General features: G+C 72.8%; 18 protein-coding genes. 11 read left to right on the top strand and 7 right to left on the bottom strand.

Annotation, left to right across the window (positions count from 1 at the left end; genetic code table 11):
• Positions 1 to 92 precede the first annotated feature (92 nt).
• The 3 genes from BJ976_RS04510 to BJ976_RS04520 all read right to left on the bottom strand — a co-directional run bounded on the left by BJ976_RS04510 (position 93) and on the right by BJ976_RS04520 (position 5,662).
• Positions 93 to 2,642 carry a DEAD/DEAH box helicase gene (locus tag BJ976_RS04510; RefSeq protein WP_135030267.1) on the bottom strand — a complete coding sequence of 850 codons (2,550 nt, stop codon included), beginning with the start codon at positions 2,640 to 2,642 and terminating at the stop codon, positions 93 to 95.
• Positions 2,639 to 4,648 (bottom strand): site-specific DNA-methyltransferase, encoded by a 2,010-nt coding sequence (locus BJ976_RS04515; protein ID WP_135030268.1) that lies wholly within the window; start codon positions 4,646 to 4,648, stop codon positions 2,639 to 2,641. The genes BJ976_RS04510 and BJ976_RS04515 overlap by 4 nt, the downstream gene beginning before the upstream one ends.
• A 264-nt stretch (positions 4,649 to 4,912) precedes the next feature.
• Positions 4,913 to 5,662 (bottom strand): hypothetical protein, encoded by a 750-nt coding sequence (locus tag BJ976_RS04520; RefSeq protein ID WP_135030269.1) that lies wholly within the window; start codon positions 5,660 to 5,662, stop codon positions 4,913 to 4,915.
• A gap of 238 nt (positions 5,663 to 5,900) precedes the next feature.
• Between BJ976_RS04520 and BJ976_RS04525 the strand changes: the two genes are divergently transcribed.
• The 8 genes from BJ976_RS04525 to BJ976_RS04560 all read left to right on the top strand — a co-directional run bounded on the left by BJ976_RS04525 (position 5,901) and on the right by BJ976_RS04560 (position 14,853).
• Entirely contained in the window at positions 5,901 to 6,662 is a 762-nt protein-coding gene (locus BJ976_RS04525; RefSeq protein ID WP_135030270.1) for a YebC/PmpR family DNA-binding transcriptional regulator, read from the top strand.
• Between the two features lie 5 nt (positions 6,663 to 6,667).
• On the top strand, positions 6,668 to 7,348 hold the full coding sequence (gene ruvC, locus BJ976_RS04530; RefSeq protein ID WP_135030271.1) for a crossover junction endodeoxyribonuclease RuvC: 681 nt from the start codon (positions 6,668 to 6,670) through the stop codon (positions 7,346 to 7,348).
• Between the two features lie 86 nt (positions 7,349 to 7,434).
• A complete protein-coding gene (ruvA, locus tag BJ976_RS04535; protein WP_135030272.1) occupies positions 7,435 to 8,079 on the top strand; it encodes a Holliday junction branch migration protein RuvA in 645 nt (214 codons plus the stop codon).
• Positions 8,076 to 9,089, top strand: a complete 1,014-nt coding sequence (gene ruvB, locus BJ976_RS04540; protein WP_135030273.1) for a Holliday junction branch migration DNA helicase RuvB — start codon at positions 8,076 to 8,078, stop codon at positions 9,087 to 9,089. Before ruvA ends, ruvB begins: the two co-directional genes overlap by 4 nt.
• Positions 9,090 to 9,143: 54 nt before the next feature.
• Positions 9,144 to 9,566 carry a preprotein translocase subunit YajC gene (yajC, locus tag BJ976_RS04545; protein ID WP_229667033.1) on the top strand — a complete coding sequence of 141 codons (423 nt, stop codon included), beginning with the start codon at positions 9,144 to 9,146 and terminating at the stop codon, positions 9,564 to 9,566.
• A 65-nt stretch (positions 9,567 to 9,631) separates the two neighbouring features.
• Entirely contained in the window at positions 9,632 to 11,476 is a 1,845-nt protein-coding gene (gene secD / locus BJ976_RS04550; RefSeq protein ID WP_135030274.1) for a protein translocase subunit SecD, read from the top strand.
• The gene (gene secF, locus BJ976_RS04555) at positions 11,473 to 12,495 is read left to right on the top strand and encodes a protein translocase subunit SecF (RefSeq protein WP_135030275.1); all 1,023 of its coding nucleotides are present in this window, start codon (positions 11,473 to 11,475) and stop codon (positions 12,493 to 12,495) included. Before secD ends, secF begins: the two co-directional genes overlap by 4 nt.
• A gap of 69 nt (positions 12,496 to 12,564) precedes the next feature.
• Entirely contained in the window at positions 12,565 to 14,853 is a 2,289-nt protein-coding gene (locus BJ976_RS04560) for a RelA/SpoT family protein (RefSeq protein WP_135030276.1), read from the top strand.
• Positions 14,854 to 14,862: 9 nt separating this feature from the next.
• Here the strand turns inward: BJ976_RS04560 and BJ976_RS04565 are convergent, their stop codons facing one another.
• The gene (locus tag BJ976_RS04565) at positions 14,863 to 15,516 is read right to left on the bottom strand and encodes a hypothetical protein (RefSeq protein WP_229667034.1); all 654 of its coding nucleotides are present in this window, start codon (positions 15,514 to 15,516) and stop codon (positions 14,863 to 14,865) included.
• 99 nt (positions 15,517 to 15,615) lie between these two features.
• Positions 15,616 to 17,190 carry a DUF349 domain-containing protein gene (locus tag BJ976_RS04570; protein ID WP_135030277.1) on the bottom strand — a complete coding sequence of 525 codons (1,575 nt, stop codon included), beginning with the start codon at positions 17,188 to 17,190 and terminating at the stop codon, positions 15,616 to 15,618.
• A gap of 187 nt (positions 17,191 to 17,377) precedes the next feature.
• Between BJ976_RS04570 and hisS the strand changes: the two genes are divergently transcribed.
• Positions 17,378 to 18,745, top strand: a complete 1,368-nt coding sequence (gene hisS / locus BJ976_RS04575; protein ID WP_135030278.1) for a histidine--tRNA ligase — start codon at positions 17,378 to 17,380, stop codon at positions 18,743 to 18,745.
• Between the two features lie 160 nt (positions 18,746 to 18,905).
• Here hisS and BJ976_RS04580 read toward each other — a convergent pair whose 3' ends face one another.
• On the bottom strand, positions 18,906 to 20,222 hold the full coding sequence (locus BJ976_RS04580; RefSeq protein ID WP_308421528.1) for an APC family permease: 1,317 nt from the start codon (positions 20,220 to 20,222) through the stop codon (positions 18,906 to 18,908).
• Between BJ976_RS04580 and aspS the strand changes: the two genes are divergently transcribed.
• Together aspS and BJ976_RS04590 are read left to right on the top strand one after the other, a co-directional pair.
• Complete coding sequence (gene aspS / locus BJ976_RS04585) at positions 20,179 to 22,008, top strand: aspartate--tRNA ligase (protein WP_135030279.1); 1,830 nt, start codon at positions 20,179 to 20,181, stop codon at positions 22,006 to 22,008. The two genes, BJ976_RS04580 and aspS, sit on opposite strands and share 44 nt — an antisense overlap.
• A gap of 233 nt (positions 22,009 to 22,241) precedes the next feature.
• On the top strand, positions 22,242 to 22,781 hold the full coding sequence (locus BJ976_RS04590; RefSeq protein ID WP_167736943.1) for a DUF4232 domain-containing protein: 540 nt from the start codon (positions 22,242 to 22,244) through the stop codon (positions 22,779 to 22,781).
• Here BJ976_RS04590 and BJ976_RS04595 read toward each other — a convergent pair.
• Positions 22,774 to 23,025 (bottom strand): hypothetical protein, encoded by a 252-nt coding sequence (locus BJ976_RS04595; protein WP_135030281.1) that lies wholly within the window; start codon positions 23,023 to 23,025, stop codon positions 22,774 to 22,776. The genes BJ976_RS04590 and BJ976_RS04595 overlap by 8 nt on opposite strands.
• Between the last annotated feature and the right edge of the window lie 25 nt (positions 23,026 to 23,050).

Raw genomic sequence — 23,050 nt, forward strand, 5'->3', positions numbered from 1 at the left:
ACCCTACTGATCAAGATCCGGGGTCTGGGCGAGGTCGGGGGCACGTTCCGGCGTCGTCACCCGGGGCCGTCCGGGCGGTGACTGTGGTTCCGTCAGGCAGGCGTCACCACCGGCGCACTCGCGGAGAGCAGGTCCTTCCACGCGTCGGCCCGGGCGATCTCGCCCTCGTAGGCGATGAGGTAGCCCCACCGCTGGTCCATGAACTCCTCCATGCCGATCAGCTCACGCACGATACGCTGGGCGGCCTCCCGCTTGAGCTGCACGGTCGCGTCCCCGGCGCCGGCGTCGTTCTTTCCCTCGATGATCCAGTGGGTGCCGTCGGCGTCCAGTGCCAGAAAGTCCGGGTAATAGGTGTCCCGCGGGGTGTAGGCGATGCCGGCCCCGGCGGCGGGCTCCAGACGCATCCACCAGGTGATGTCCGGGGAGATGTCCAGTAGCTCGGCCAGGGCGTACTCGCCGGTCCAGGAGTCGAAGCGGGCGGCGGTGAACACGCTGCGCTGCCAGCCCTCGTACCACCGGCGCACCACGAAGTCGCCCCGAGCCTCCGGTCGGGGATGGACGACCTCGCCGGCGGGCAGCAGGTGATGGTCGGTCCGCGGCACGGGCACAGGCGTCACGATGTCCGCTGTAGTGGCGGAGCGTTCGTGGTCCCGCACCGCCTGCTTGAGCATGTCCGTCAGCCGGTCGCAGGCCGACGCCAGGGACTTCACGGTCCACTCGGCGGTGTCGCTCTGACGGATGAATGTGGGAACCACGTACCGCTTGATCTGCGTCAGGTTTGTCGCGGTGCGCGGGAGCGAAGCCACGGCGAGCGCGGCCCTCTCAAGCTCACGGGCGACGTCGTCGGGCTCCACGGGCACGGACGCTACGTTGGCCTGGTCCACAGAGTGCAGCTGGAGCCGGGTCTTGAGCCGGTTCGCCAGCAGCTCCTGGCGATGCAGGACGTCACCCGCGTCGAGGACCTTGCGCGCGTGGGAACGGATGGTCTCGTCGGACAGACGCGCCAGATTCAGCGGCGCGATCACCCGCTCGCTCGTGACACGCGGGAAGAGCACCTGGAAGCCGCCGATGGCTTGGAACTTTGGCTGCAGGCCCACTCGCACCGGCTCCGGGCGGCTCACCTGCCGGTCCAAGTCCTTGGTGTCGCCGAACTCGCGCACGGCCACGGTAGGCCGCGGGTCGGGCGTCCGGGTCGACTCCGGCGGGTTCGTGGTTCCGTCCGGGCCGACGACGTCGACCCCCTCCTGCCCGGACGCATTGCCGTCGGCGCCGGTCCCCGGGTCCGTGGGCACGGGCGGCAGCGTACGATCCGCGTCCTGTGGGCGGACGGCCTCGACGAGCCCGAACTCCTGGAGGACCTTCTCCGAGCTCAGGTGCTTCTTCACGGAGGCGTGGCTGAGGATGTCCAGGGTGTCCACCTGTGGGTCCCCGGTCCGCTGGCCGAACGGCAGGCGCAGCCCACGGCCGATGGTCTGCTGAGTCAGCGTCTCGGAGGCCAGAGCACGCAGGGTCACCATCACGGCGATCGAGCGCACGTCCCAGCCCTCCTTGAGCTTGTTCACGCTCACCACGGCGCGCACCGTGGAGAACGGCTGGTCCAGGTCTTCGAGGCGCTGCTGGGTGACCACGTCGTCGTGGGCGTTGTCCACCTGGAGGACGGCGTCATCGGCACCGAAGTAGGCGGGGGTGCGCAGCAGCTGTGCCACCTCGGTGGCGTGCGCGACGTCCGCGCAGACCACGAACAGCACCGCGTTCACCGGCTTCGCGCCCAGGGTCTCCGAGGCATAGCCCTCGTAGGCGGCCTGCTTGGCGTTCAGCAGCACGAGGGCGTCCTGCAGCTGCAGCTCCTCGCCGCCGACCTCCGGGTAGCCGGAGGAGCGGTACGCGATCACCGGGGTCTTCACCATGCCGTCGGTGATCGCCTGGTGCAGCGGGTAGCGGAACACCACGTGGTCCTTCGCGCTCGCGGAGGCGGTCAGGCCCACGGTGGCGGCCGGCTCGAGGTCCCGGATGGCCTGGTGGAAGGCCTTGGCCTGGGTGCCGTAGAGGTGGGACTCGTCGGCGATGACCACCAGGTCGTCCTGCGCCCGCAGGTGATCGAACAGGTTGCCGGTGGATTCGTCGAACCGGCGGATGCGCCGCTGCGTGGCGGCCATCCCCTCGCCGGCGGTCTCGCCCTCGGCCTGCTTGGGGGCGATCAGCTGCTGGATGTTGAACACGAACAGCTGGGAGGCTCCCTCGCCGAACAGCTGCCCGCCGGGGGAGGCCTGCGCGGCCCGCCAGGCGGAGTAGTCCTGCGGGGTGGTGACCTGCGGGTGCACGGCGGCGCCGGTGATGTGGCGGCGGGAGCCGGGGGTGAAGTTCTGCACGGTCTTGGCCTGCACCACGGTGGAAGGGGTGACCACCATGACGTGGCGGTGGCCCTGTCGGCGCAGATACTCGATGAACGCGGCCATCAGGTATGTCTTGCCGGAGCCGGTGCACATGTCCATGACCTGCGGCACGGCGGGGTCGTAGTCCCCGGAGAGGGCGAACACGAGCTGACGGAGGCCGTCCGCGTTGTGCGCGCGGAGGCCGAACTCCCGGCTGAGTTGGTCGATCAGCGCCTGGTCCAGGGGAAGGTTCAGCGGTCGGGGGCTCATGCGGTCTCCTCCTCGGCAGCGGTCCCGCCGTGGCGGAAGAGGTCGTCGGGCACGTGCAGCACGCGCACGCCGCGGGCGGCGCGGCGCAGCGCCTCCTGCATGCCCTCCTCACGGCCCAGTGCGGCGATGGTCAGGCCCTCGCCCTCGGCGAGGTGGGCGGCGAGGTCCAAGGCGGTGGCCTCGGTGACGGTGCCCTCCACGACGACGAGCCGCATCCGGTTCTTCACGCCGTGGAAGTGCGGGTGCTCAGGGGTGAGGCGGAAGCCGAGGTTCGCGGCCACCGAGCGCACCAGGGTGGGGCCCGTGGCGTGCTCGGTGAGGGTGACCAGCTGCAGGTCCGGGTCGTAGTCGAAGACCGGCGGGGCGAGGGTGGCGGTGATGAACCCGCCGCCACCGCGCCAGTGCACGGCCGGCTTGGTCTTGACGGTCTTGGTCAGTGCCTTCAGCCGCTTCACCGCGGGGTCTGTGGCCAGAGTCCCGCCCGGGTCTGCCTTGACGACCTTGTTCAGCACAGACGTGAACGCCTGGGCGTCCTCGGCCGAGACGCCCTCAGGCAGTTCGACGCCGTCCGCCGCCACGCGCTCGCCGGCGACGGAGGTGACGCCGCCGGGGTCCTCTCCGCGCACCACCTTCTCCAGCCGCGGCCGGGTGAAGCGCACTAGCGTGTCCTCCACGAGTTCGCACGTCACCCAGCGGCGCCCCATCTTCTGGGCCACCGCCGCCGTGGTGCCAGAGCCGGCGAACACGTCCAGCACGACGTCCCCGGGGTTTGTGGCGATATGGATGACGCGTTCCAGCAGTTCCTCGGGTTTGGGCGTAGCAAAAGGAGAGACTTCGGGGAATAACTGTTTTAGCTGGTTCTTCGCTCGCAGATTTCCTCCGACGTCCACGCCCTTCCAGAGAGTTTCCGGGACACGGCCATCGTCAGCCAGGTGCTTCTTCCGCTGGAACTTCTCCTTGAGGCCCAACATGACGATTTCGGGCCAATTGCCGTGCTCATAGCGTGCCTGTGCCGCCGAGCGCGCGGATTTGAGATCCGTGGCGAGCGCAATCCCCAGGACGCCGCGGCGCACCTCGTCCGGGCGAACGCCACATATCCGCGCACGCTCGAAGTCATCGCCAAGGTCCTGCAATTCGTAAGGTGCATACTGGCGCATGTTTGCCAGCATCTGCTCCTGGCTCAGACCCCAGTGTCGCCCTGGGGTCGGGTAGATCATTTTTCCCGTGACCGGGTGCTGGATCCCGTAGACCATCCCTTGGTGCGTGGCGGCACCCGGTGCTGTTGCGTCACCATCACGCCACGGTACCGGGTCCCCGTCGCGAGACTTGTAGCGGCTTGTGTTTGAGGACTTGAGGCGCGCAACTCGATTTGGTGACCAGACGTCAGTCCGCGAGTACACCAGAATTACGTCATGGGATTTGGAGAACCCCGCCGCATCATTGCGTGGCGAGTCGGCCTTCTGCCAGACCACCTCAGCCACGAAGTTCCCCGCACCGAACACCTCGTCCATGAGGACGCGCATGCGGTGCACCTCGACGTCGTCCAGATGCACCCAGATGGAGCCGTCATTGCTGAGCAGCGTGCGCAGGTGGAGCAGGCGGTCCCGCATCATCGTCAGCCAGATGGAGTGCTCGAGGTTGTCCTCGTAGTTGGCGAAGGTCTGCGCCGTGTTGAACGGCGGATCGATGTACACGCACTTGACCTTGCCCACGTACTGCTCAGCCAGCTCCGGGACCAGGGTCAGGGCTTCCAGCACGTCCCCGGATTCCCCGTGGATGAGGAGGTTGTCCGACTGCGGGGCCAGGTCCGCCCGCTCGGTGTAGTGGCCGGCGTCGTCCTTGGAGGCCTGCTGCCCCGTCACCTGCTCGCCCAGCACCAGCGGGCGCACCTCGCAGTAGCGCGGGTCCCGTGGGTCCACCCACGTGTAGCCGTAGCGGCCGTGCTCCGTGGGGATTAGCGCCCTGTCCTTGTTGGCCCAGGTCAGTTCCAGACGGGTGCGTGCCACCGGCGGTCCTCCTCGTGTCCTCGGACGGGTCTGGCGTCATCTCGCCGCCGTTGCCCTCCGCACACAGTAACGGCCCGCAATGGCGCGCCCCGGGACCGGGCATGACGGGCGGCACTACATCCGCCACAAGAGGGGATCAGATGAGCGTCGGAGCCGCCGTTGGCGACTTGTACCGCCGCTACGCCCGGTTCGACGGGCGCTCCTGGCGGTCCGTTCTCATGGCGTTCGTTGGTCTCCCGTCACGCCATCTGCCGCACGGCCAGGTCAGGAGTCTCCTGCCGGCCGGCGGCGAGGATCTTCACGGTGCAGGCGTCGTAGGCGGTTTCGCCCCATGACGTACGTCGGCAGACCTGAGTCGATGTATCCCAGAAGTGTGAGCGATCCACGGAGACGAGCGGGGGTGTCCACCGAGAAGAGGTTCTCATGATGTGCCACGCGGTTTCGGAGGACCCGAAGGGTCTCAAGCCCCGCGCCCACCTCCGTCAGGCCCTGCAGGCCGGAGGGCGCTCCTGGGAATGCTCGGTGGAGGCAGGCCTCCCAGAGTTCTCGCTGAGCCGCCGTCGGCGCGGTCCACCCAGGCGATCGCAGCAGCTGGGTCCACGTCCCGAACATCAACTGCGCCACGACGTCGTCATGCTGGGGTGCGGCACCGTGGCGGGGATGCTCAGGCGGGCGCGCATCGGCAGTGCGCCGAGCGTCTCGCCGTGCCTGGATGATCTTGCGCCCGATCACCGTGTAGAGCAGGGGCGCCGCCCCCTGGTCGCGTGTCCAGTCAGCGCTCAAGGCGCGGCCATCCGCGGCAGTCTGTGAGACATTCCAGACGCGGAGTTCTCGATCCATGGCATTGCGGGCGGCGACTTCCACGTGACTGAGATGCGAGTGCCAGGCGCCTGCCAGGTCGACTCCCCAGAGATACAAGCGGGCTGCGAGATCGAGGTCGTGGACTGCGGCGGTCAAGTAGACCTGGGCGCGCGCCTCTCCCACCATGCGCGTGAAGGGAGAGATTGCCGCCATGAGGATGAGGTTATAGTCTTGTCCGCAGCGAGCGGCGGGCTAGGACCGCCGCATCTCACTCGGAGACCCCGCACCCCATGGGTGTGGGGTCTCTTGTGTCGTCCCCGACCACGCTGACTCGCCGCCGCCCGCCGGTAGGATGGGCGGTCGAATGTGCGGTGCGCCCCGGCGTGCCCACGAAGCGCAGGCCCGCCGGCCGTCGTCGGCGTGCCGCCCCGACGAGCAGGAGGAGACGCCCGTGTCCGGTCATTCCAAGTGGGCCACCACCAAGCACAAGAAGGCCGCCCTGGACGCCAAGCGCGCCAAGGCCTTCGCCAAGTACATCAAGGGCATCGAGGTCGCCGCCCGCGCCGGCGGCGCGGACCTGTCCGGCAATCCGGCCCTCGACCTGGCCGTCACCAAGGCCAAGAAGAACTCGGTGCCCAACGACAACATCGAGCGCGCCATCAAGCGCGGCGCCGGCCTGACCGGCGAGGTCATCGACTACACCGAGATCATGTACGAGGTCCGCGGGCCCCAGGGCTCGGCCCTGCTGGTGGAGTGCCTCACGGACAACAAGAACCGCGCCGCCGCGGACGTCCGCGCCGCGGTCACCCGCAACGGCGGCACCATGGCCGACTCCGGCTCCGTGTCCTTCCTCTTCAACCGCAAGGGCGTCGTGCGCCTGCCCGCCGAGGGCAACACAGAGGACGGCCTGCTCGAGGCCGTGCTCGAGGGCGGCGCGGACGCCGAGGAGGTCGTGGAGTCCGGCGAGGAGTTCGAGATCGTCTCCGAGCCCTCGGACCTGCGCGCCGTGGCCGGCGCCCTGGACGCCGCCGGCATCGCCTACGAGACCGACGAGCTCGAGTTCCTGCCGACCATGAAGACCGAGCTGGACGCCAAGGGCGCCCGCACCTTCATGAAGCTCGTGGACGCCCTCGAGGAGCTCGACGACGTGCAGTCGGTGTTCTCCAACGTGGACATCGCCCCCGAGGTCATGGCCGAGCTCGAGGAGGACTGAGCGCCATGGCGGCCGGGCCCGTCGACGTCGTCCGCGTGCTCGGGGTGGACCCCGGGCTCACCCGCTGCGGGATCGCCGTGGTGGACGTGGACGCCCGTCGGCGGGCCTCGCTCGTCCACGTCGAGGTCGTGGGGACCCCGGCGGACACCCCTCTGGACGCGCGCCTGCTGCGCATCGACGAGGCCGTGACCGCGGTGCTCGGCCGGTTCGCGCCGGCCCGGGCCGCCGTCGAGCGCATGTTCGCCAACAACAACACCCCCACCGTGCTCGGCACGGCGCAGGCCGCCGGCGTGGCGATCGCGGCGGCCGCCCGCGCGGGCGTCCCGGTGGGCCTGCACACCCCCTCCGAGGTGAAGGCCGCCGTCACCGGGGACGGCGACGCCGGCAAGGAGCAGGTCACCGCCATGGTCACCCGCATCCTGCGCCTGGACGCCCCGCCCCGCCCGGCCGACGCCGCCGACGCCCTCGCCCTGGCCATCGCCCACGCCTGGCGCGGCACCGCCCTCGGCGTGGCCGCCGGCCACACCGGGCTCGACACCGCGTCCCTGACCTCCCGCACCGGCGCCTCCCGCGGGGCCGGCGGCACCCGCGTCCGCCGCGCGCCGACGACGGCCCTCACCCCCGCGCAGCAGGCGTGGCTGGCCGCCGAGCGCTCGGCTTCGGCCCGCCCGGGCCGGCGCGCCTGACCGCGCCGGGCGGCGGCCTCGCGCGCGGCGTTCGATGATATGTTCGAATCCGTCCCACCCCCCTCGAGCCCGGAAGGCGGACCGAGTTGATCGCATCCCTGAGCGGCACCGTCGAGCATGTGAGCCTCGACCACGCCGTGATCACGGCCGGGGGAGTGGGCCTGGCGTTCGCGGCCACGCCGCAGACCCTGGCCACGTTGCACGAGGGGCGGGCGGCCACCGTCCAGACCCACCTCGTGGTGAAGGAGGACGCCCTGACCCTCTACGGCTTCGCGGACCGCGCCGAGCGCGAGGTCTTCGAGGTCCTGCTGGGCGCCAACGGGGTCGGCCCGCGCCTGGCCCTGGCGATTCTGGCCGTGCACCACCCCGAGCACGTCCGGCGCGCCGTGACGGAGGAGGACGAGAAGGCCCTCACGCTCGTGCCGGGCATCGGCCCGAAGATGGCCCGCAAGATCATCGTGGACCTCGCCGGCCGCCTGCCCCCCTCGGGGGATACGCCGGACGAGGAGGCCGTGCCGGCCGCGGACGTGCCCGAGGACGCGTGGCACGCCGACGTCGTGCAGGCCATGACCGGCCTGGGCTGGTCCGAGAAGGAGGCGGCCAAGGCCGTCGCCGCCACCGTGGCCGCCCACCCGGACGTGGCCGGCTCCGGGGACGTCGCCGCCCTGCTGCGCACCACGCTGCGCGACGTCGGCACCGCCGCCGCCGTGCGAGGGGGCCGGACCCGATGACCGAGCACCCCGTCTCCGCTCTCGAGGCCGACGCCGAGGAGCGCCGCCTCGAGGCGGCGCTGCGGCCCAGGCACCTCGACGAGTTCGTGGGGCAGCAGCGGGTCCGCGAGCAGCTGGACCTCATGCTCGCCGCCGCCCGGCTGCGCGGACGGACGGCCGACCACGTCCTGCTCTCGGGTCCTCCCGGGCTCGGCAAGACGACGCTGGCCATGATCGTGGCCGCGGAGATGAACGCGCCCCTGCGCCTGTCCTCCGGCCCGGCGATCCAGAACGCGGGCGACCTGGCCGCCATCCTCTCCTCGCTCACCGAGGGGGAGGTGCTGTTCCTCGACGAGATCCACCGCATGTCCCGGCCGGCGGAGGAGATGCTCTACATGGCCATGGAGGACTTCCGGGTGGACATCGTGGTCGGCAAGGGCGCCGGCGCCACGTCCATCCCGCTCGAGCTGCCGCCGTTCACCCTGGTGGGCGCCACCACGCGGGCTGGCCTGCTGCCCGGCCCCCTGCGGGACCGCTTCGGCTTCACCGGCCACCTCGAGTTCTACGCCGAGGAGGAGCTGGAGCGGGTGCTGCGCCGGTCCTCGGCGCTGCTGGACATGCGCGTGGACTCGGACGGCTACCGTCAGATCGCGTCCCGCTCCCGCGGCACCCCCCGCATCGCCAACCGCCTGCTGCGGCGCGTGCGGGACTGGGCGCTCGTCAAGGGCCTGGACACGGTCGACGCCGGGGCCGCCTCCGACGCGCTGACCATGTACGAGGTGGACGCCCGCGGCCTGGACCGCCTGGACCGCGGCGTGCTGACCGCCCTGTGCACCGTGTTCGGCGGCGGGCCGGTGGGCCTCACCACGCTGGCCACCGCCGTGGGGGAGGAGGCCGAGACCGTGGAGACCGTGGCCGAGCCGTTCCTCATCCGTGAGGGGATGGTGGCCCGCACCCCGCGCGGTCGCGTGGCCCTGCCGGCCGCCTGGGAGCACCTGGGCCTGACGGCCCCGGAGGTCGCGCCCGGCTGATCCCCCTAGACTGGCCCGGATCCCGATCCCGTCCAGACCCGAGGAGTGCGCCCCGTGCCGCTGTCCGAGACCTCCGCCCCCGTGATCGCCCAGCAGGCCGCCGGGGGTGCCGACGTGTTCATGCTCGTCATGTTCGCCGCCCTGGCGCTCATGCTCTTCCTCTCCTTCCGTCGCGCCAAGAAGGCGCAGCAGCAGGCCGCGGAGATGCGCAGCCGGCTGACCCCGGGCCTGGAGATCATGACCGCCGCGGGCATCTTCGGGACCGTGGTGGCCGTGGACGAGCCGAACCAGCGCGTCACCCTCGAGACCGCCCCGGGCACCCGCCTGGACGTGCACCTGCAGGGCGTGGCCAACATCGTCGAGCCCGCCGACGCCGTGGACGCGGCCCCCGCGGCGGACGCCCCGGCGCGGCACGCCGGCGGGTCCACCGCCGCGGCCGCCGCCGACGACGCCGACCCGCGCACCGACCGCGCCTGAGACCCCTTCGGCCGGGCCCGGCGCGCTCCGCCGGGCCTGAGCCGCGCACAGAGAGCACGTGACGCATGGCGAAGACCTCCCCCTCCCGCGCCGCCGGCCGCGCGCTGGCCTGGCTGGCCGCGCTCGTCGTGGGCCTGACCGCGATCCTCGGCATCGGCGTGGCCACCGGCCAGGCCGGCTGGGCCCCGAAGCTCGCCCTCGACCTCGAGGGCGGCACCCAGATGGTGCTGGCCCCGCAGACCGCCTCGGGTGAACAGGCCACCCCGGAGCAGCTCGCCCAGGCGGTCGAGATCATCCGCCAGCGCGTGGACGGCTCCGGCGTGGCGGAGGCGGAGGTCGCCACGCAGGGCGACCAGAACGTCGTCGTCTCCCTGCCCGGCGTCCCGGACGAGGACACCCGCCGCCTGATCCAGGCCTCGGCGGACCTGCAGTTCCGCCCCGTGCTCCAGTCCGCGCCCGGCGAGCCCACCCCCGAGGAGCAGCTCCTGCCCAAGGACCAGTTCCCGGCGCCCTCGGCCGAGCCGGTCGACGCCTACGACCCGAACTGGCTCACCCCGGATCTGGCGGACGAGTTCCAGCGTGCGGACTGCACCGTCCCGCGCGACCCCAACGCCCCGCGGATGCCGGAGGATCGTGCCGTGGTCGCCTGCCAGCCCGCGGAGGAGACCCCGGCCGGGACCGCGCCGGCCATCAAGTACGTCCTGGGCCCGGTGGTCCTGCCCGGCACCGAGGTGACGAACGCGCAGGCCGGGCTCTCCCAGGCCAGTGGCGGCGTCACCACCAACGAGTGGGGCGTGAACGTGGACTTCACTGCGGCCGGCTCCGCCGCGTTCCAGGACATCACCCGGCGCCTGGTGCAGTACCCGCGGGGTGACCCGCGCAAGCAGTTCGCCACCGTGCTGGACGGGAGCGTGGTCTCCGCCCCCCAGGTGACCCAGGTGATCACCGGCGGCAGCACCCGCATCTCCGGCGGCGGCTTCACCGAGCAGTCCGCGAACCAGCTCGCCGAGCAGCTCAACTACGGCTCCCTGCCCATCTCCTTCACCATTGAGTCGGAGCAGCAGATCTCCGCCACATTGGGACAGGACCAGCTGCGCTGGGGCCTGATCGCGGGCCTGATCGGCCTGGTCCTGGTGGCCGTGTACCAGTTCTTCCAGTACCGCGCGCTCGGCCTGCTGACGTTCGCCTCGATCCTCGTGATGGGCCTGCTGACGTACCTGGCCATCGTGATCCTCGGGTGGACGGACAACTACCGCCTGTCCCTGGCGGGCATCGCCGGTCTGATCGTGGCGATCGGCCTCACGGCGGACTCGTTCATCGTCTACTTCGAGCGCATCAAGGACGAGCTGCGCGCCGGCCGCCGCGTCGAGGCCGCGGTGCACGAGGGCTGGAAGCGCGCCCAGCGCACCGTCACCGCCTCCAAGGCCGTGAACCTGCTCGCCGCCCTCGTGCTCTTCTTCGTGGCCGTCGGCAACGTGCGCGGCTTCGCCTTCACCCTCGGACTCACCGCGGTCGCCGACCTGCTCGTGGTGTTCCTCTTCACCCACCCGCTCATGGTGCTGCTGGCCCAGGGCGACTTCGTGGGCCGCGGCCACCGCATGTCCGGGCTGGACCCCCGCCAGCTCGGCGTGGACTCGGCGCTGTACCGGGGCGCCGGGCAGGTCCACGAGCCGCGCCCCGCCCCCGCCGGGGACGACGCGCGGTCCGCCGGGTCCGCCCCCGAGGATGCCCCGCTCGCCCCTGAGGGCGTGCTCTCCGGCGCCACCGCGGCCGCCGCCGGGGGCCGTCCGGGTCGCCGACGCGGCCGGGGCGAGCCCGCCATGACCATCGCCGAACGTCGCCGCGCCGAGCGCGCCCGGGCCGCTGAGGCCGCCCGCCGCCCGGCCGACACCCAGGAGGACGCCTCGTGAACCGCTTCGCCGACTGGGGCAACGCCCTGTACACCGGCCGCCGCGCCTACCCGTTCGTCCGCCGGTGGCGGCTGTGGTTCGCGATCGCCGCGGCCCTGCTGGTCCTCGCCGGCGGTCTCACCGCCCTGCGCGGCGGGTTCAACCTCGGCATCGAGTTCCGCGGCGGCTCCGAGTTCACCGTCTCGGACGCGGCCACGGGAGATCTGGCCGCGGGCCGGGAGGCCGTGGCCGACGTCGTCCCCGGCGTGGAGCCGACCGTCACCGCGATCGCCCCGGGCACCATGCGGGTGCAGACCGAGCAGCTCGACGACGCCCAGACCCGCCAGGTCGCCCAGAACCTGCAGGAGGCCTACGGCGTCACGCAGGACGAGGTGACCTCCACCTTCGTGGGGCCCACGTGGGGTGAGGCGGTGTCCCAGCAGGCGCTGCTGGGCCTGGTGATCTTCGTGGTGCTCGTGACCCTGTTCATGGCCCTCTACTTCCGCACGTGGAAGATGTCGCTGGCCGCCGTCGTCGGGATGCTCTACGTGGTGGCGCTCACCGCCGGGATCTACGGGGCCACCGGTTTCGAGGTGACGCCGTCGGCGATCATCGGCTTCCTCACGATCCTCTCCTACGCCCTCTACGACACCGTGGTGGTGTTCGACAAGGTCCGCGAGAACACCCGGGGCCAGGAGGAGGACCCCGGCCGCACGTTCGAGCAGAACGTGGAGCTCGCGGTGAACCAGACCCTGGTGCGCTCCATCACCACCTCGATCGTGGGCCTGCTGCCGGTGGCCTCCATCCTGTTCATCGGCGCCGGCCTGCTCGGCGCGGGCACCCTGCGGGACATCTCCCTCGCCCTGTTCATCGGCATCATCGTGGGCACCCTGTCCACCCTCTTCCTCCAGGCCCCGCTGTACGCCCTGCTGCGCCGCGGCGACGCCGACGTCCGCGCCCAGGACGCCCGCGTGGGCCGGGAGCGGGACGGGCGCGGCCAGGAGGCGGACCTCGAGGACGCGCACGGCGCGGTGCTGTGACCGGCTGAGCCCGACCGCGGAGTAGACTGCCGCATCACCCCGGGCCGGGACGGCCCAGAAGGAGGCACCGTGACCGAGCAGGACCGCCGCCCCGTCGTCCCCGTCCGCCGCGGGCGGATCGCCCGGCTCACCGGCCGCCGCGCCACCGAGTACTCGCCGCTGCTCGAGCCGCTCATGCGCACCGTCCGTCAGAGCACGTCCCACGCCGAGCAGCAGCGGATCATCCAGGCGTTCGAGGTGGCCGAGCAGGCCCACGAGGGGCAGATGCGCCGCTCGGGGGACCCGTACATCACCCACCCCGTGGCGGTGGCGACCATCCTCGCCGAGCTCGGGGTCACCGGCCCCACGCTGCTGGCGGCGCTGCTGCACGACACCGTGGAGGACACCGACTACTCGCTCGAGCAGCTCACGGCCGACTTCGGCGCCGAGGTGGCCCTGCTGGTGGACGGCGTCACCAAGCTGGACAAGGTGACCTACGGCGCCGCCGCCCAGGCCGAGACGGTGCGCAAGATGGTCATCGCCATGGCGCAGGACGTCAACGTGCTGCTGATCAAGCTCGCCGACCGCCTGCACAACGCGCGCACCTGGCGGTACGTCTCGCCCGAGTCCAGTGCCCGGAAGGCGCGCGAGACCCTGGACATCTACGCGCCCCTGGCGCACCGCCTCGGCATGAACACCGTCAAGTGGGAGCTCGAGGACCTCTCCTTCGCCGCGCTCAAGCCCAAGGTCTACGCGGAGATCGTCCGCCTGGTGGGGGAGCGCAACCCGGAGCGGGAGAAGCACATCGCGGCCCTGCGCGGGGCGATCGAGGAGGAGCTGCGGGAGCACCGCGTGAAGGCCACCGTCACCGGCCGGCCCAAGCACTACTACTCGATCTACCAGAAGATGATCACGCGCGGGAAGGACTTCGACGACATCCACGACCTCACCGGGATCCGCGTCCTCGTGGACTCCGTGCGGGACTGCTACGGCGTGCTCGGCGTGGTGCACGCCCGGTGGCGCCCCATGCCGGGGCGGTTCAAGGACTACATCGCGGTCCCCAAGCTGAACATGTACCGCTCCCTGCACACCACGGTGATGGGCCCGGACGGCAAGCCCGTGGAGATCCAGATCCGCACGTGGGACATGCACCGCCAGGCCGAGTACGGCGTGGCCGCCCACTGGCGGTACAAGGCCGGCGCGCGCGGTGAGGCCGGCGAGGCCCCGGGCCAGGGGACCCCCGGGTGGCTGCGCTCGGTCATGGACTGGCAGGTCGAGACCAGCGACCCGGACGAGTTCCTCGCCTCCCTGCGCACCCAGATCGGCGCGGACGAGGTCTACGTGTTCACCCCCAAGGGGGAGATCCGCTCCCTGCCGGCCGGGTCCACGCCCGTGGACTTCGCCTACGCCATCCACACCGACGTCGGCCACCGCACCGTGGGCGCCCGCGTGGACGGCCGGCTCGTGCCGCTGTCCACCCCGCTGAACCAGGGCGAGACGGTGGAGGTCTTCACCTCCAAGGCCGAGGACGCCGGCCCCAGCCGCGACTGGCTGGGCTTCGTGGTGTCCCCGCGGGCCAAGTCGAAGATCCGCCACCACTTCGCCACCCGCCGCCGCGACGAGCAGATCGAGCGTGGCCGGGAGGCCTTCACCCGGCAGCTGCGCCGCGCCGGGATGTCCATGCAGAAGGTCCTCGGCGGCGAGGATCTCGACCGCCTCGCGGGGGACCTCGGCTACCACGACCCGGACGGGCTGTTCGCCGCGCTCGCGGACGGGCACGTGTCCCCGCAGGCCGCCGTCGAGCGGCTGGCCGCCCTGCAGGCCCCGCCGCCGGCCGCCGTCGCCGAGCCGCACCGGGAGCTCGCGGTGGGCGAGGTGGACCTCGAGGGCCTCGTGCCCGCGCAGTCCCGCCGGGCGCCGGCCCGGGCGACCAACGAGGCCGGGGTCCTGGTGGACGGGGACGGCGGCGTGCTCGCCAAGCTCGCCCGCTGCTGCAACCCCCTGCCCCCGGACGAGGTGGTCGGGTTCGTCACCCGCGGCTCCGGAGTGTCCGTGCACCGCCACGACTGCCGCAACCTCGCCACCATCCTGGAGAACGAGCCCGAGCGGCGGGTGTCCGTGACCTGGGCGCCGTCGCGGGACGCGGTGTACACGGTGGAGATCGAGGTGCAGGCCCTCGACCGGACCTCGCTGCTCTCGGACGTCACCCGGATCCTGGCCGAGAACCACGTCAACATCCTCTCGGCGTCCGTCAACACCACGCGGGACCGCGTGGCCATGAGCCGGTTCGTGTTCGAGATGGGCGACCCGCTGTTCCTCGAGCACGTGGTCAACGCCGTGCGCCGGATCGACGGCGTGTTCGAGGTCCGCCGCACCTGACCCGACCTCTCAGGCCGGTCGGGCCGGCCCCTCGAGGGCCTCCAGCAGCTGGGCGAGCCGACGCCGGGCGCCCACCGCCCCGGGCCGTCGGCTGGGTCGGGCCAGGCGCTCCCGGAGGCCCGCCGCGCCGTGGCGGGCGATGAGGCGTGCCGCCCGACGCGTGTGGTCCGGGTCCCCGGTGAGCAGCAGGTCCTCCACGGTGCGCGCGGGGGTGGTGACCCGCACCCCGGCCACGGGACGCACGTCCGCCTCCGCCGGGGCCGGCCCGCGGGGGCCCGCCGCGACGTCCGACTCCATGAGCGTGAACGGGACGCCGGGCCCGCCGGCGGGGTGCCGGTGGAAGTGGGGGACCGCCGCGTGCAGGCGTGCGGGGGGCGCACCGCCGGTGTGCACCCACGCCGCGGACGGCCCGATGGCGGTCCAGCCGGCGGCGAGCACGGGTGCGCAGAGCAGGGCCAGCGCCCGGGCGCGCTCGTCCGGCCCCGCGGGCCCCTCGACGGCCCGGAAGACGCCGGGCAAGACCTCCTCGACCGCCCCGTGGGCGGCCAGCACCCGCAGCTCCGCGGCGGTGAACACCTCACCGGCCAGCAGCAGGCCCGCCGTCAGCGGCCCGCCCGCCGACCCTCCGACGTCGTCCCGGCCCTGCGTGTGCGTCCCGTCCATGCGGGCATCCTGCCAGCACGGACGCGGCCTCCGCCGGGCGCCTGTGGACAGGCGCGCGACGGGGGCCGCGGGACGGGCTGGAGCCCGGAGGAGCAGGGGTCAGCGCAGCTCGGAGGCGGAGGCCTCGAGGGCGGACTTCCACTGCAGGCGGGCGTCCAGGGCGTCCTGGGCCTTGGCGATCGCCTTCTGGTCGCCCTTGGCCTTGGCCTTCTCGAGGTCGGCCTCGAGCCCGGCGATGGTCTCCTCGAGCTGTGTGAGGGCCGAGTTCGTGCGGGCCTTCGTCTCGGGGTCGGTGCGGCGCCAGTGGTCGTTCTCGGCCTGCTTGAGGGCGTCCTCGAGCTTTCGGAAGCCGTCCTCCATCCGGCGGATGTCGCCGCGGGGGACCTTGCCGGCCTCCTCCCACCGGCCGCGCAGCTCGTTGAGCGCGCGCCGGCCGGCCTTGACGTCCGTGAACGGCAGCAGCTTCTGGCCGTCCGCCAGGATCTGCTCCTTGACCTTGAGGTTCTCGCCGAACTCCTGGTCGATCTGCGCGTTCTCCGCCTTGCGGGCGGCGAAGAAGACGTCCTGCGCGGCGCGGAAGCGGGCCCACAGCGCGTCGTCCTCCTTGCGGGAGGCCCGCGGGGCGCGCTTCCACTCGTCCATCAGATCGCGGTACTTGCCCGCGGTGACGCCCCAGTCGGTCGAGGAGGAGAGCTCCTCGGCCCGGGCGATCAGGCGCTCCTTGACCTGCTTGGCCTCCGCGGACTTCGCGTCCAGCTGGGAGAAGTGGGCGCGGCGCGTCTTGTCGAACTGCGTGCGGGCACCGCGGAAGCGCTTCCACAGGCCGTCCTCGACCGACTTGGACAGGCGCGGGCCGGCCTTCTGCGCGGCCTTCCACTCGTCGAAGAGCTCCGCCATGCGGTGGGAGGCCTGCTTCCACGGCATGCGCTCGGCGGGCGTCTCGGCGTACTTCTCAGCCTCGGCCACGATCGTTTCGCGCGCCGCGAGCTGCTCGGCCTGGGCGGCCTGGCGCTTCTCCTGCTCGGCGGTGCGGTAGTCGCCCAGCAGGGTCTCCAGCGCGGCCAGCCGGGTGCGCAGCGCGGCGACGTCGCCCACCATGTGGCGCTCCTGGACCGCGGCGGTCATCTGGCCGAGGGCCTTGCCCAGCTCGGAGGAGGGGGCACCCGCGGCGATGCGCTGCTCGAACAGCGCCATCTGGGCGCGGACGTCGTCGTACTTGCGGACGAAGTAGGCCAGCGCGTCCTGCTCGGAGGCGTCCGGGACCTGGCCCACGGCCACCTCCTCCTCGCCGTCCAGGAGGGTGACGTGGCCGTCCTCGGACACACGGGCGAACGCGGCGGCCTCCTCCAGAGGGGTCGGCGGCACGGACGGCGCGGGGGCGACGGGCGCTGCGGCCTTGGCGGGGCGGGCCTTCGCCGGCGAGGGCTTCAGCGCGGCAGGGGAGGGGGCGGCGGGGGTGGGCGCAGCGGGGACGGAGGCCGGCTCCTCGGCCGGGGTCGCCTCGTTCGTGGGGGTCGTGTCCTCGGTCGGACCCGATGCGTTCTCCTCGCCGTGGGAGGTGGCGTCGGGCAGGATCTCGGGCACCGGGCGGGCCTCGGGCGGCAGGGTGGCAGCCGGCGTCGCCTCGTCGGCGGCGGGGGTCTGCTGGTCGTCGGACTGATGCTGGTGGGTCACCGCTGGAACTCTCCCTGACTGTGCGCCGCGCCGGGATGCGCGGCGGTGGGGATGGACACGAACAGGGCCAGCGTACCGGCCGGACCCCCGCCCCGCCCCTAGACTGTGCGGACCACGGCCCGGCCGCCGACGGGTCCCGAGCGCCCGCGCTCCGGCCGCGGTCCCGCACCGACGACGAAGGAGCCCCATGTCCCGCAAGCAGTCGCTGTCCGGCTTCCACGAGTGGCTCCCCGCCGAGCGCATCGTGGAGCAGCATGTGCTGGACACCCTGCGGCGGACCTTCGAGCTCCACGGCTTCGCCGGCATCGAGACCCGCGCCGTCGAGACCCTGGGCCAGCTGTTGCGCAAGGGCGAGGTGGACAAGGAGGTCTACGCGGTCTCCCGCCTGGCCGAGGACCAGGAGGTCGCCGAGGGCGTCCGCGAGCCCAAGGACCCCTCCGACCCCAAGCGTCTGGCGCTGCACTTCGACCTCACGGTGCCGTTCGCCCGATACGTCACGGAGAACGCCGGCCACCTGGCCTTCCCGTTCCGCCGCCACCAGATCCAGAAGGTGTGGCGCGGGGAGCGCCCGCAGGAGGGCCGTGCCCGCGAGTTCACGCAGGCGGACATCGACGTGGTCGGCGACGGCACGCTCTCCCCGCGGTACGACGCCGACGTCGCCCTCGTGATGGCCGAGGCCCTCGGCGCCCTGCCGATCGGCGACGTCCTCATCCGCGTCAACAACCGCAAGCTCGCCGAGGGGTTCCACCGCGGCATCGGCCTGGAGGACACGACCGGTGTCCTGCGCAATATCGACAAGCTCGAGAAGGTCGGGGTCGAGGAGGTGGCCCGCCTGCTGCAGGAGGAGGTCGGCGCGACCGAGGAGCAGGCCCGGCAGGCCCTCGCGCTGGCGGAGATCCGCACCCCGGACACGGCCTTTGTGGAGCAGGTCCGGGCCCTCGGCGTGGAGCACCCGCTGCTGGAGGAGGGCCTGACGGAGCTGGCCGACGTCGTCGACACCCTGCACCGGCGTGCGCCCGGGCGGGCCGTGGCGGACCTGTCCATCGCGCGCGGCCTCGACTACTACACCGGCACCGTCTACGAGACCGTGCTGGTGGGTCACGAGCAGCTCGGCTCGATCTGCTCCGGCGGCCGCTACGACGCGCTCGCCGCCAAGGGGAACCGCACGTTCCCCGGGGTGGGGCTGTCCATCGGCGTGACCCGCCTGGTGATGCGCATGCTCTCCCAGGAGATGGCCGCGGCCTCGCGCTCCGTGCCCACCGCGGTCTACGTCGCCCTGACCCACGACGACGACTGGGCCCGCGGCCAGGACGTCGCCGCGGCGCTGCGCGGGCGGGGGATCGCCGCCGAGGTGGCCGTGTCCGCCGAGAAGTTCGGCAGGCAGATCAAGCACGCCGACCGCCGCGGCATCCCCTACGTCTGGTTCCTCGGCGCGGACGGCGCGCCCGACGAGGTCAAGGACATCCGCTCGGGCGAGCAGGTCGAGGCCGACGCGGAGACCTGGGCCCCGCCGGCCGAGGACCTCGCCCCGCAGGTGACGCGCACGGGGGAGTGACCGGCGCAGTCGTGGTCCGTCGACTCGATCCGGACTCATGACGCCCGGCCCGTGCCGATCGGGTTGCTTCCGTCCGGGCGCACCACTGCCACGGAGGTTCCGGTCTACGTGGCAGTAGTGCGCCCGCGCGCGGAGGGGTGCCGCGTCCGGATGCGCGCGATCAGCGGCCGGGGCCGCGCGTCTGCAGGAACCACCGGCCGCCGACGCCGATCAGGAACACGCCCACCATCGCGCCGACGGACGCGGCTGGCAGGGTGAAGGCGATCACGAGGCACAGCACCAGGCCGAGGACGTTCGCGGCCCGGGGCACGCGCACCGCCCGCTGCTCCGGCCGCAGCGTGAGCGCCGAGAGGTTCGCCACCGCGTAGTACACGAGCACGCCGAACGAGCTGAAGCCGACGATCGTGAGCACGTCCGTGGCCAGCACCAGCAGGATCACGACGACGGCCACCGCCACCTGGCCGACCCACGGCGTCCCGGTGCGCTCGCCGACGGTCGCGAGGCGGCCGGGCAGGTCGCCTTCCCTCGCCATGGCCAGGGCCGTCCGGGAGATCCCGGCCAGCAGGTTCAGCATGGCGCCGGCGGAGGCCAGCACGGCACCCAGCACGGCGAGCCAGCCCCAGCCGGAGCCCAGGGTGGCCTCGAGCCCCGCCCGCACGGGGGCTCCCGCGGCGGCCAGGCCGTGCGATCCGAGTGCGCGCACGAGGGCCCACGTGAGCAGGCCGTACAGGACCACGATGAACCCCAGCGCCCCGAGCACGGCCCGCGGGATGGTCCGCTCCGGGTCCACGACCTCCTCGCCCATCGTGGCCACGCGGGCGTACCCGGCGAACGCGAAGAACAGCACGCCCGCGGCCCCGAGGATCCCGGCGAGGTCCACGGCCGCCGGGTCGACGCCGGGGGAGCGGCCCGGCTCGCCGAGTGCGAGGCCGGCGACGATCGCCACGGCCAGGATCAGCAGCACGGGGGCGAGGATCGCCACGGTCGCCTGCGCCGTGCGGGTGATGCCGCGCAGCGCCACGCCCGTCAGGACCACGACGGCGACCACGCCCGCCAGGCGTGCGCCGAGGGGGGAGTCGGGGAAGAGGTAGAGGCCCGCCGTCGTCGCCATGGCGGCCACGGAGGCCGTCTTGCCGGTGACGAAGCCCCAGCCGGCGACGAACCCGGCCAGGGGGCTCAGACGCCGGCGCCCACCATGGAGCCCACGCCGATGGCGAGGGCCCCGGGCAGGGTCAGGCGGCGCTGCAGGGCGGCGGTCATGGCGGGGCCTCTCGACGGCGGGCGGGTGAGGTGCGGGGACGGTCCGTGGCGTGACCGGGCGTCCCCGTAGACTGGGGCCGACGCGATCCGCGGCCCCCACACGGGTACCACACCGGATCGACCAGGACATGAACCCCGCACATCGTCCGTGACCCGGACGGAGAGGAAGCCTCGTGCTGCGCACCCACCATCTCGGCGAGCTCAACGCCTCGCTCATCGGCCAGACCGTCACCGTCACCGGCTGGGTGGCGAAGCGGCGCGACCACGGCGGCGTCGCCTTCGTGGACCTGCGCGACGCGTCGGGCCGCGCCCAGGTGGTCGTCCGCGACGAGGGCGACTTCGACCCGCTGCGCAACGAGTGGGTCCTGCAGGTGACCGGAACGGTGGAGCGCCGTCCGGAGGGCAACGAGAACCCGAACCTGCCGACGGGCGAGGTCGAGCTGATCGCGGACGAGGTCACCGTCCTCAACACCGCCGCCGCCCTGCCGTTCCAGATCGACGAGCACGTCGAGGTCGGCGAGGAGGCGCGCCTGCGCCACCGCTACCTGGACCTGCGCCGCCCGGAGCCGGGCCGGATCCTGCGCCTGCGCTCGGAGGCCAATCGCGTGGCCCGGCAGCTGCTGCACGAGGACGGCTTCATCGAGGTGGAGACCCCCACCCTCACGCGCTCCACTCCGGAGGGCGCCCGCGACTTCCTGGTGCCGGCCCGCCTGGCGCCGGGCTCCTGGTACGCGCTGCCGCAGTCCCCGCAGCTGTTCAAGCAGCTGCTGCAGGTGGGCGGCGTGGAGAAGTACTTCCAGATCGCCCGCTGCTACCGGGACGAGGACTTCCGCGCCGACCGCCAGCCGGAGTTCACCCAGCTGGACATCGAGGCCTCCTTCGTGGAGCAGGACGACATCATCGCCCTGGGCGAGCGCATCGTGCAGGCCCTGTGGGGCCTGGTGGGCGTCGAGGTCGAGACCCCGATCCGCCGCATGACGTACGCCGAGGCCATGGAGAAGTACGGCTCGGACAAGCCGGACCTGCGCTTCGGCCTCGAGCTGACCGACCTCACCGAGTACTTCAAGGACACCCCGTTCCGCGTGTTCCAGAACGAGTACGTCGGCGCCGTCGTGATGCCGGGTGGCGCCTCCCAGCCGCGCCGCACCCTGGACGCCTGGCAGGAGTGGGCCAAGCAGCGCGGCGCCAAGGGCCTCGCGTACGTGCTCATCCAGGAGGACGGCTCGCTCACCGGTCCGGTCTCCAAGAACATCACCGACGACGAGAAGGCCGGCCTGGCCGCCGCCGTGGGCGCGAACCCGGGCGACTGCGTGTTCTTCGCCGCGGGCAAGCCCAAGGAGTCCCGGGCGCTGCTCGGCGCCGCCCGCGTGGAGATCGGCCGCCGCTGCGAGCTGTTCACCGACGCCGGGAACGGCGTGGCCGCGAAGGACGCCGACTGGGCGTTCGTGTGGGTCGTGGACGCGCCCCTGTTCGAGCCGGCCGCGGATGCGGTGGCCTCCGGCGACGTCGCCGTGGGCTCCGGGAAGTGGACCGCCGTGCACCACGCGTTCACCTCCCCGAAGCCGGAGTTCGCGGACACCTTCGACACCGACCCCGGCTCCGCGCTGGCCTACGCCTACGACATCGTCTGCAACGGCAACGAGATCGGCGGCGGCTCCATCCGCATCCACCAGCAGGAGATGCAGAAGCGGGTCTTCGGCGTGATGGGCCTGTCCGAGGAGGACGCCCAGGAGAAGTTCGGCTTCCTGCTCGAGGGCTTCAAGTACGGCGCCCCGCCGCACGGCGGCATCGCCTTCGGCTGGGACCGCGTGGTGGCGCTGCTGGCCGGCACCGACTCCATCCGCGATGTCATCGCGTTCCCGAAGACCGGCGGCGGCTACGACCCGCTGACCGCCGCCCCGGCCCCCATCACGCCGCAGCAGCGCAAGGAGGCCGGCGTCGACGCGAAGCCCGAGCCGAAGAAGGGCGAGAAAGCCGAGGCCGCCGGGCAGCCGCAGGCGTGATCTCGACGGGGACCGGCCGCACGGCCGCCGACGCTCGGACTCCCCGAGCGCGGCGGCCGTGCGGCCGGTCTCCGCATCCGGGCGGGCGGACCCGGCCGCCCGCCGTCCTCCTCGGCCTGCTCGCCGCGGGGCTGCTCGCCCTGACCGGGTGCGCCGACCCCGCCCCCACGGCGCCGTCCCCCGGCACGGCCGCGTCCGTGGGCCCCGCGCACGAGAGCGAGGCGGCGCCCGGCGTGGACGAGCCGGACGATCGGCCGGTCGTGCCCTTCGCCGCCCTCGACGACGACGCCCGGCGGGCGCTGCTGCGGCTTCCCGCCTCGGACGCCGGCGGGGAGGGCGCCTGCGGGCCGGCGGACGTACGGGCGGCGCTGGTCTTCGAGGACGCGGCCCTGGGGCACCGCTACGGGACCATCACGATCACGAACGCCGGCGCCGAGCCGTGCTCCCTGCGCGGGTACCCCGGCCTCGGAGCCCGGGGCGCGTACGGCCACCGCTTCACCCCCGAGGTCCAGCAGCTGCCCTTCACCGAGGGGTTCCAGCACGGCGACGAGGGGGCCGTCGCCACGGACCTGCGGGTCCCGGCCGGCGGCGCGGCGCAGGTGCGGATCGAGTGGTCGGGGGCCCTCGGCGGGGCCGAGAGCGAGCCCCTGGGCGACCTCGTGCTGCAGCTGCACGCCGACCAGCCGCCCCTGCGCGTCGAGGACGCCGAGCGCGAGGCCGCCGACATCGGGGCGTTCACGAGCCTGCGGGTGGGGCCGTTCTCGCTCAGGTGAGCCCAGCGGACTGCAGGTCCGCGGCGATGCGCTCGGCCTGCGCGCGAGCCTCGGTCACCACCGTCCACCGCCGCCCGTCGCGCGTCCGGAGGACCACGGCGGCGGAGCCGCCCAGGGTCAGCCGCACCCCGCCGCGCGAGGCCACCCGCCCGGACACGGGCCAGTTGAGCCACCCGTGCTGCTGCCCGTCGTTGTCCCGGACCTCCACACGGGCCAGGCTCCGCCAGCGGGACCTCACGGGCATACAGGGGGCCGCGCAACCGCACGAC

The sequence above is a fragment of the Micrococcus flavus genome (genome assembly GCF_014204815.1).
GTDB classification, from domain to species: Bacteria; Actinomycetota; Actinomycetes; order Actinomycetales; family Micrococcaceae; genus Micrococcus; species Micrococcus flavus.

Bases quoted from the DNA above. Each gene is read 5' to 3' on its own strand.
- BJ976_RS04565 (WP_229667034.1), bottom strand. From the start codon at position 15,516: ATGGACGGGACGCACACGCAGGGCCGGGACGACGTCGGAGGGTCGGCG.
- ruvC (WP_135030271.1), top strand. From the start codon at position 6,668: ATGGCGGCCGGGCCCGTCGACGTCGTCCGCGTGCTCGGGGTGGACCCC.
- BJ976_RS04510 (WP_135030267.1), bottom strand. From the start codon at position 2,642: ATGAGCCCCCGACCGCTGAACCTTCCCCTGGACCAGGCGCTGATCGAC.
- BJ976_RS04595 (WP_135030281.1), bottom strand. From the start codon at position 23,025: ATGCCCGTGAGGTCCCGCTGGCGGAGCCTGGCCCGTGTGGAGGTCCGG.
- BJ976_RS04580 (WP_308421528.1), bottom strand. From the start codon at position 20,222: ATGAGCGAGGCGTTGAGCTCGCCGAGATGGTGGGTGCGCAGCACGAGG.
- BJ976_RS04520 (WP_135030269.1), bottom strand. From the start codon at position 5,662: ATGGCGGCAATCTCTCCCTTCACGCGCATGGTGGGAGAGGCGCGCGCC.
- hisS (WP_135030278.1), top strand. From the start codon at position 17,378: ATGTCCCGCAAGCAGTCGCTGTCCGGCTTCCACGAGTGGCTCCCCGCC.
- secD (WP_135030274.1), top strand. From the start codon at position 9,632: ATGGCGAAGACCTCCCCCTCCCGCGCCGCCGGCCGCGCGCTGGCCTGG.
- ruvB (WP_135030273.1), top strand. From the start codon at position 8,076: ATGACCGAGCACCCCGTCTCCGCTCTCGAGGCCGACGCCGAGGAGCGC.